Annotated in this window: 3 protein-coding genes and 1 pseudogene; 1 reads left to right on the forward strand and 3 read right to left on the reverse strand. The window is 66.4% G+C overall.

From position 1 onward, the window contains the following. Window positions 1-191 precede the first annotated feature (191 nt). Together VGL01_RS24290 and VGL01_RS24295 are read right to left on the reverse strand one after the other, a co-directional pair. On the reverse strand, window positions 192-3962 hold the full coding sequence (locus VGL01_RS24290) for a DUF748 domain-containing protein (protein ID WP_331573943.1): 3771 nt from the start codon (window positions 3960-3962) through the stop codon (window positions 192-194). A 12-nt stretch (window positions 3963-3974) separates the two neighbouring features. After that, window positions 3975-5438 carry a DUF1254 domain-containing protein gene (locus VGL01_RS24295; protein WP_414720341.1) on the reverse strand — a complete coding sequence of 488 codons (1464 nt, stop codon included), beginning with the start codon at window positions 5436-5438 and terminating at the stop codon, window positions 3975-3977. 396 nt (window positions 5439-5834) lie between these two features. Here VGL01_RS24295 and VGL01_RS24300 point away from each other — a divergent pair, with 396 nt between their 5' ends. Continuing rightward, window positions 5835-8150, forward strand: coding sequence for a heavy metal translocating P-type ATPase (locus VGL01_RS24300; protein WP_331573947.1), 2316 nt, complete (start codon window positions 5835-5837; stop codon window positions 8148-8150). Between the two features lie 39 nt (window positions 8151-8189). On the opposite strand, the pseudogene VGL01_RS24305 reads toward VGL01_RS24300, so the two are convergent. Continuing rightward, a pseudogene (locus VGL01_RS24305) lies at window positions 8190-8732 on the reverse strand (hypothetical protein); the annotation flags it as partial.

Below are 8732 nucleotides of genomic sequence, written 5' to 3' on the forward strand. Positions count from 1 at the left end.
TTGTCGACACCATTTGGACGCCTCCTTTGCGTGTGGACGAAGTGAACGGAACGAATGAACCGGACTGCGATTGCGAGATTGTAGCAGCGGATGCGGCAACGCGTGGCCCGTCCGAGAATATCCCGCGGAACGAGCGGGCTATTTTCGGGGAGGGGGGCCCACAACGCTTCGCCCCCCCCGGCAATGCCGATTCAACCCAGTCCAAAGTCGACCCGAGTAGTCGGTCCGGTATCGTTCAGATCCTTCGCATCCAGCTTCGGCGTCGCGATGGATACCCGCTGGGCATCGACTTTCAAATACTGGCGAACCGCCTGAGCGCGACGCTGCGCCAGATCGCGAAGGCTCGCCTCGTCGATGGGAGCATGGGCGGCCAGTATCCGCTTCATGTCGTCGTCGGGCAGCGTCTTCGTGAGGCCGATGAAGTTGCGCTGCTTCTTGAAATCGGCGTCCTTGTAGGCCTTCGTCAAATACTCGCTGTATTCGCCCGGTGCGAACGTCACCGACGACACATCGGCATCCTGCGCGCTCCCACCCTGCGATTTGAGCTTCTCCTTGCGCACCAGATCGTCCACATACGCCAGCCTCAACGCGGGCGTATCGATGGCGGGATCGGCGCGGCCCGTCAGGTCCAGTTTGATTTCCGGTTTCTCGGCGAGCAGCTTCGCAATCGTATCGAGCTTGCTGCGCGTCGAGTCGGTCAGCTCGGCCGATCCCGGCGCAAACGCGACGTAGCGAAGCTCCCGTGCACCGCTCTCCCCGCTACCGCCCAACGCGTTCGCGAGCAGCGTGAACGGTGCCGTCACCGCACGCTCGACGAGATGCAGAATCGCGCCCCAAATGAGACTGCCCAGGCTGAACTGCGGATTCGAGAGGGAGCCCGAGACCGGGACGTTCACATCGATCTGTCCGCGCGAGTTCTTCAACAGCGAAATGGCAAGGCGCACCGGCAGCTTCGTTGCGGTGTCGTTCTCGACATGGTCGCCGAATGTCAGCTGATCGATGAACAGGTGATTGTTGGCCGTCAGCAGATCGTTTTCGAGCTTGTAGTGCAGATCGACATTGAGCGTGCCCTTCGTGATCGGATAGCCGGCATATTTGACCGAGTAGGGCGTAAGGTTCGTGAGCTCGATGTCGTGCGCGCTCGCGCTCAAATCGAGCGACGGTTTCTCGGCGAGCGGATTGACCGTACCGCGGATTGCGATCGGGCCGTTGCCGGCCAGGCTCGCGCCGACATCCACGGGGGCCGGCGTGGTCGAATCCGTGCCGAATGCGCCGATCGTTCCCGTAATGTCGACGAGGTTCGCGTTGTAGTTCGGTTTCACGAAGTTGTCCGTGTATCGGACGTGCCCTTGCTGCAAGACGACTTCGCCGACATGAACATGGACCGGATTCGACGGCGTGGACGGCGCGTTGTGTGCCACCACCACTTCGCTCGTGTGCCCTCGATGCGTGGCGGCGTCCGTCGCCGCCGCGTCGCTCTTCTCGCGCGCGAGCACATCGTCGAGATTGAGCTTGCCCTGTGCGCTCAGCAACACGCTGCCGAAGAACTGCGCGAACGTCACACGGCCGATGTCGATATCGGTGGCCCGGCCGTCGTAACGCACATTCGTACGCGCCAGCACCAGTGAACGCCATCCCGCGAGCGGGGCCGAAGTGACGCGGTCGAGCAGCCGTACATCGACGAGCGCCGCACCGCCCCGGTAACTCGCCTTGACGCCATCTTTGGCCGTCGACAACTTCAGTTCGCCCCCGGCATTGACGAACGCGCTCTTGACGGCGGCGTTCAAGCTATCGCCGAAGTACGGCTCGAACGCCGCCACGTCGAGACGGTTCGCATGGAGCTTCAGCGACGCGTCGAGCGGGCTCGGCACTACGCTTCCCGAGGCTTCGAGCATGCCCTTGCCGTTCAGCGTCGCATCGAGCTTGATGGGCAGCGGACGGCTCATGTCGTCGCTGACGTTTTGCGCCTCCAACTGAATGGACGAAAAGTGCACGGTCGCCGGCCGGGCCGGCACCTGATCGACGATATCGGCCGACGCGTCTTTCAAACGCAATTCGCCGATCGAGTAATGCCACGCGGGGGAGTCGCCCGCGGGCTGACCACCGTTGGCCGCGCGTGCGTCGCGAGACTTGCGTGCGACGGCCGGCCGCTGAGCGTGGTCGGCCTCGTGCTCGCTCGCGCGCGCATCCGCGGGCGCTTGTGCCGGTTTCGGCGCTTCGGCCCACGCCGCAAGATCGATGCGGCCGTCCTTCAAGCGCGTCGCCTTGACCGCGAGGCCGGTCGCCTCGACGCTCGATAGTTCCGCCTTGCGTCCCGCAAGGTCGATCTGCTTGACGCCGATGCGCGCGTCGCCGAGCGCAACGTCTCCCGAGCCGCTGGAACTGGCCAGTTTCAATGACTTGAGCGTCAAGTCGCCATCGCTCACATGCACATTCACCGGCGCCTTCGACCAATCGACCTTCACCGGCAAGTTCGCCCCGAGCGTGCCAGCCGAAACCTTCGCAGCCGTGGCGTCGGCCAGATACGGCTGGGCCAGCGCGAGCGGCAACGCCTCGGCCGCGAGCTTTGCATCGGCGGTTTTGGCGTCGAGATCGAACGAGCCGGTCGCCGCAAGCGTGCCGCCCTGGGCGAGCGCCGTGCGCACCGCGTAGCGCACCGGGCGCTTGGCGAGCGTCGAAAAATCGTCGACCGCGACCGTCAGATGGTTGAGCCCAAGCGCCACGGGCCGAGCGGGCGTGCGGTCTTCGAGTGCGATGTCGCCGTCGTTGAGCGCCAAACGCTTGATCGAGAGATCGAGCGGCGTCGCGGTGACGGTCGCGCCGGATGCCGCGGCCGGCACCGATGCGGCCGAGGCTTCCGTGGCCGATGCGGCCGAGCCTGCGGACGCACCCTCCGGCGCGGCGGCAAACGTACGCGCCACGCTGAGTTCGCCCGAACGCTCGCGCACCAGATGCAATGACGGCTGATCGAGCCGAATTTCGTCGAAGCGGAACACGCGCTGGAACGGTTCGAGCGAAGCGGCCGCAACATGCAGCGCATGTGCCGAAAAAAGCGGCGCGCTGCGTTCGTCGACGACGCGCGCATCGGCCAGATCGGCGGTGCCTGTCACAGTGAGCGCCGGCGCATCGCCGGTCATCACGAAGTGCAGCTTCAGATCGCCGGCAAGCCTGCCGTTTTGCACGGTGACAGGCAGCTTGACCGGCGCGTACGACAGCAGGCGCGGCACGTCCAGATCGGCAAACTTCAACGCGATTTCCGATTCGCGCGACGCCGCGAACGGTTTCGTCTTGCCGCCAATGCTGATGGGGCTGCCGTCCACACGTGCGACAAAACGAGGATCGACGAAGATATCGGTCTTCGAAGGCAGCGTGGCGACGAACGGCACGCCCAGCGAGAGCTGATCGATCACATGCCGCGCGCCGAGCAATCGGTCGTCGAAATCGATGCGGCCGTTGTCGACATCGATGTTCGAGACGGAAAAACGCGCCGGCCCCGTTTGCGGCTTGGAAGGCGTCGAGAACTTTTCGACGATATCCGTGAAATTGAAGCGCTGCGCATCGAGCCGCACGATGTTCGCGTGCGGCGAATCGATCGTCAACTCGTCGACGATCGGCGCGAAGCGCAGGATCGTGAGCCATGACAGGCGCACGACGAGGCGCTCGGCGCTGAAGAAATCGCCTGGCGCCGCCTTTTCGCCGATCCGGATGCGATCGGCTTCGAGCCGCAGCGTGTAAGGATTGAGCGTGACACGCCCGATCGTCACCGGCCGCGCCAGTTGGGCGCTCAGTTGCTGTTCGGCTACGTGCCGCAGAAGCGGCGGCGCGGCGAAAAATCCCAGCAGCCCGAAAAGGGCGACGACGACGACGATCGAAATCGCCCACCGACGCGCACCGCGCGAGCGCACCACGCCGAGTAGCCGGGTCAGCGCGCCTTCATTGCCGGCATTAGAACTGCTCGTCATCCACCCTCCGGTTTACTTGCGCACGAGCGCAGGCGGTTGCCAATTGCCATCCGCGGCGCCGGTTTGCGGGGCGTAAAGCCGCAAAACGAGCTCAAAGGGGCCCTTCGGTGCCGGAACCCAATTCACCTGTCGCGCACGCCCGGGCGACGCGCTCTGGACATAAATGTCGACCGAACCGTCGCGGTTGCGCCGCAGACCGTCGCGCGACGCGACCGAGAGATGCGGCAGCCGGCCATCGGCCAGGGCGCCATCCGCGGTATAGGCGGTCAGTGTCCAGAACCCGCGCACCGGCGGCAAGGCCTTGGCCGAAAAATGCAGGATATAGCGGTTATCGCCGTCGAGCGGCTCCCCCTGCGCGTCGACGGACGTGGTCGCCACGATATCGTCCTCCTTCGTTCCACTGCCGGGGCGCGTAAACGTAGCGTACGCCCGCAGCGCGTAATCGTCGGCGTAGTGTCCGACGCCATCGGCAAGCCACGTCCAGCCGTTGCCCGACAGCGCGTTGACGGGCGCGCTGGCAAGCCGTGCATGCGCATCGGCGATGCCGTCCTTGATCGCATCGGCCGCGTCGCGCGGCAAATGCGCGGCTTCGCCCGGTTTCACACCGAGATCGGCGAGGATCTCGATCTCATGCGCCTCGGCCGCGGAAGGCGGATTGTCGCGCAAGGCATCGGCAAGACGCCCGAAGAAAGCATCTGGGTCGAGTGCGGCTACCGCCCTGGTTTGTGCGGCGGGTGTGTCGGCAAGCACGATCGATTCGCCGTCGCTGTCCGATTCCGCGCGTTTGCCCGGCTTGAGCCGTTTGCCGCCTTTCGCGCGTTTGCCGTGCTCCTCGACGAAAGCCGAAAGCGGTTCGAGACGCACGAGGCTTTGCAGTCTTCGCGCGGCTGGCACCTCGCGAGGCCCCGTCGCCGCGAAACGCACCGAGAGCCACAGGCTCATGCCCGGCGCATCGACACGTTCGACGTCAGCAGGCAACTGCCGGTCCCAGCCCGGCGCCACGAAGGCGATAGCGCTCGGCTTGGTGAAACCGCGCGCATTGGCAAACTTGCCCGTCGACCAGACGACGTTCGTCCACATATCGAGCGCCCGGGCGTCGAGGTATTCGCCGCGCGTATTCGGCAGTAAGAGCACCATCGGCTCGGCGCTCAGATCGAGCCACGCCGTCGATGCCAGCGTGTCCACATCGGCGTGCGGCAACACGCCGGCATCGTCCGCTGCCGGTAACGTGTCCTGGCGTTGCAGCGTGTTCACTCCCGCTCCGGGCGCCTGCCCCGCCGCGGCCGCCGCGCGGGCACTCGTCATCACGACGAGCGGGTAACCGAATACATAAGAGTCGGAGACTTCGTCCTTGGTCCAGCCAGGGTTACGAGGCGTGCTGGTCGTGTGCATCGGCGCGGCACATCCGGCCAGCACGAGCACGGCAACGCCGACGATCCATGATGCAGCCCCGGCGGGTGAGAATGCGTGTCGCATTGTTGTTGTCTTTTTCATTTAGGAGTCGATGAAATATCCGCAAAACGGCATCGAGGATCCGACACATGGCACGCCGTCCGGCAAAGACGGCGCTCCCGGCTTCGTGTCGGATCGCGAAAGGGTTTTATCGTATCCTCAGGCGGTAAGCAAGGACAACTCCGAAGCGAGGCCCGGATATACGTTTTGTTCGCTTTTTCCCGCTCCGACCGCACGACGCCGCCCGAAACCCATAATGTGCCCACGCGAAGCCCTTCATCACGCGAGCCGCAGCGGCGCCGCGGCCGGATGGACGGGGTTTGCGGCGTGCGCGAAACTGCCGCTTGACCTTCCAATGATGGGAAGGTCAAAACTGTCGTTCATCGCGGCAGTGTCCGCTTGCCTATGCCGATTCCCATCATGACCGATCTCGCCTCTCCCCCAGCCGCGGCGGCCTCAGCGGCCGCGACCGCCGAACTCGATATCGGCGGCATGAGCTGTGCCTCGTGCGTGCGGCGCGTCGAAAAAGCGCTCTCGCGCGTTCCCGGCGTCGTCGACGTCTCGGTGAACCTCGCAACCGAGCGGGCCAGTGTCGGGCTCGCCACCGCCGCCGCGCCTGCGACGCTCGAGGCGCTCGTCGCGGCTGTCGCGGGGGCCGGCTACGAGGCGCGGCCCGTCGTGGAGGCGCCACGTGGATCGGACCGCGATTCGGGCACTGCGGCCGCAGGCACCGATGCCGATCGCGATGCCGCGCGCCATCGGCAATCGCAGCGCGAACTGGCTGCGGTGGCCGTCGCCGCCGCTTTCTCTTTGCCACTGATGTTGCCGATGCTCGCCGAAGCCGTCGGCGGTCACTGGATGCTGCCGGCATGGCTGCAGTTGATATTGGCAAGCGTCGTGCAGTTCGCCTGCGGTGCGAGGTTTTATGTCGGGGCCTGGCATGCCGTGCGCGCTCGCACCGGCAACATGGATTTGCTCGTCGCCCTCGGCACTTCCGCCGCCTATGGGCTCAGCGTGTGGCAGATGAGCGTGCATCCTGGCGACACGATGCACCTGTACTTCGAAGCCTCGGCCGTCGTCATTGCGCTCGTGCGGCTCGGCAAATGGCTCGAGACGCGCGCCAAGCGCGAGACCACTGCCGCGATCCGTGCCCTGAACGCGCTTCGGCCCGACCGCGCGCGGCTGCGGCAAGCTGACGGCAGCGAGCGCGAAGTGCCGCTCGACGAGGTGCGCGTCGGCATGGTCGTTCTCGTGCGGCCCGGCGAACGCGTGCCCGTCGACGGCTCGATTCTCGAAGGGCGCACCCACGTGGACGAAGCCCTGATCACGGGCGAAAGCCTGCCCGTCGCGAAAGCGCCCGGCGACCGGCTGACGGCCGGTTCGATCAACGGCGAGGGGCTCGTGGCCGTCACCACCACCGCGATCGGCGCGGAAACCACGCTCGCGCGCATCGTGCGGCTCGTCGAGACGGCGCAGGCCCACAAGGCGCCGATCCAGCGGCTCGTGGATCGCGTGAGTGCCGTATTCGTACCGGCGATCCTGCTGATCGCCGCGGCGACGTTCGCCGGTTGGCTGCTCTCGGGCGCATCGGCCGAGACCGCCATCCTCAACGCGGTGTCAGTGCTCGTCATTGCCTGCCCTTGCGCGCTCGGCCTGGCCACGCCCGCGGCCATCATGGCGGGCACGGGCGTCGCGGCACGGCACGGCGTGCTGATCAAGGACGCCGAAGCGCTCGAACTCGCGCAACGCGTCACGGTCGTCGCATTCGACAAGACCGGCACGCTCACGCTCGGCAAGCCGCGAGTCGTCGCATTCGAAAGCATCGGGATCGAGCGGGACCGGGCATGGATGCTCGCTGCCGCGCTCGAACGCGGCAGCGAGCACCCGCTCGCGCGTGCGCTCCTCACCGCATCCGAAGCGCAAATGCCGACGGAAACGGGCGGCAACGTACCGGCGGCAGCACCGCTGCGGGCGCTTCACGTCCAGGCAGTGCCGGGCCGGGGCGTGCAAGGGGAAGTCGAAAGCACTACGCTCATGCTCGGCAATGGCGGCTGGCTCGACGCGCTCGGCATCGCCCCGCCAGCACCCGTGCTCGCGCGGGCTCGCGAACTCGAGGCCGCCGGCAATACCGTATCGTGGCTCATGCGCGCCGAAGGGTCGGGTGCGAGCGCAACCGCGCTCGCACTGATCGCATTCGGTGACACGGTCAAGCCCGATGCACGCGCTGCCGTCGAACGTCTCGCAGCGCGCGGAATCGAGAGCGTGCTCGTGACCGGCGATAACCGCGGCGCCGCAGCTTCGGTGGCCGCTGCGCTCGGCATCGAAACGTTCCACGCCGGGGTGCTGCCCGCGGACAAAGCGCGCGTGGTGCGCGAAATCAAGGCGCAAAGCGGCGGCATCGTCGCGATGGCGGGTGACGGCATCAACGACGCGCCCGCGCTTGCGGCAGCCGATATCGGCCTCGCGTTCGCGAGCGGCACCGACATCGCGATGCATGCGGCCGGGATCACGCTCATGCGCGGCGAACCGTCGCTCGTCGCCGATGCGATCGACATCTCGCGGCGGACCTATCGCAAGATTCAGCAGAATTTGTTTTGGGCGTTCGTCTATAACCTGATCGGCATTCCGCTCGCCGCGCTCGGTTGGCTCAACCCGATGCTCGCGGGCGCCGCAATGGCGTTTTCGAGCGTCAGCGTCGTCACGAACGCATTGCTGCTCAAGCGTTGGAAACGGTAAACGGGAGCGGCTGGCGCATGGGTCCGTGGCAGCCGCCGGTCAACCGCCCCTGTGCGTGTGAGCGGTGCGCGCATGCCTGGCCGATGGCGTCAGCGTCGAAACGGATGCCGAAGGTGCGCCCGGCGCTGCGCCTTGGCGCGACGGCAGCGCGGCAAGCCTCCCAGCCATCGCGTCGGCCGTGCCGCGGATATCCGCCGCCGCACCGGAGGCCGTGTCGAGAAACGCCGCGAGCGCCAACTGCTGGCTGCGCAGCAGCGCCTCGGTTTTTTGCTGTGCGGCGGCGCTTTCGCGCGCTACGCGTGCGAGGACGACGAACTGTGCGATCGCGAGCGCCAGCATCAGGACACTCGCGCACGCCATGATAGTCAGCAGGCGCGCGCTACGTCGGCGGCTGGCGGCCGAGGCCCGACGCTCTTCAGCGAGCGAGCGCGACAGCGCAGCGACGGTCTCGGCCAATGCCGCCGTCGATGCGGTTTGTGCGACCTGCGCCGCGCCGATGGCATCAGCGGAACCGGAAGCGGGCGAGTCGGCCGATGGCGGTGCCAATGACGATGATGATGAAGACCCCTGCGCGGCGCCCGA

The sequence above is a fragment of the Trinickia sp. genome, from assembly GCF_036503415.1.
Classification (GTDB): domain Bacteria; phylum Pseudomonadota; class Gammaproteobacteria; order Burkholderiales; family Burkholderiaceae; genus Trinickia.

What these genes read in the sequence shown, in the direction of transcription:
- VGL01_RS24300 (WP_331573947.1), top strand. Translation starts at nt 5,835, where the DNA reads ATGACCGATCTCGCCTCTCCCCCAGCCGCGGCGGCCTCAGCGGCCGCG.
- VGL01_RS24290 (WP_331573943.1), bottom strand. Translation starts at nt 3,962, where the DNA reads ATGACGAGCAGTTCTAATGCCGGCAATGAAGGCGCGCTGACCCGGCTA.
- VGL01_RS24295 (WP_414720341.1), bottom strand. Translation starts at nt 5,438, where the DNA reads ATGCGACACGCATTCTCACCCGCCGGGGCTGCATCATGGATCGTCGGC.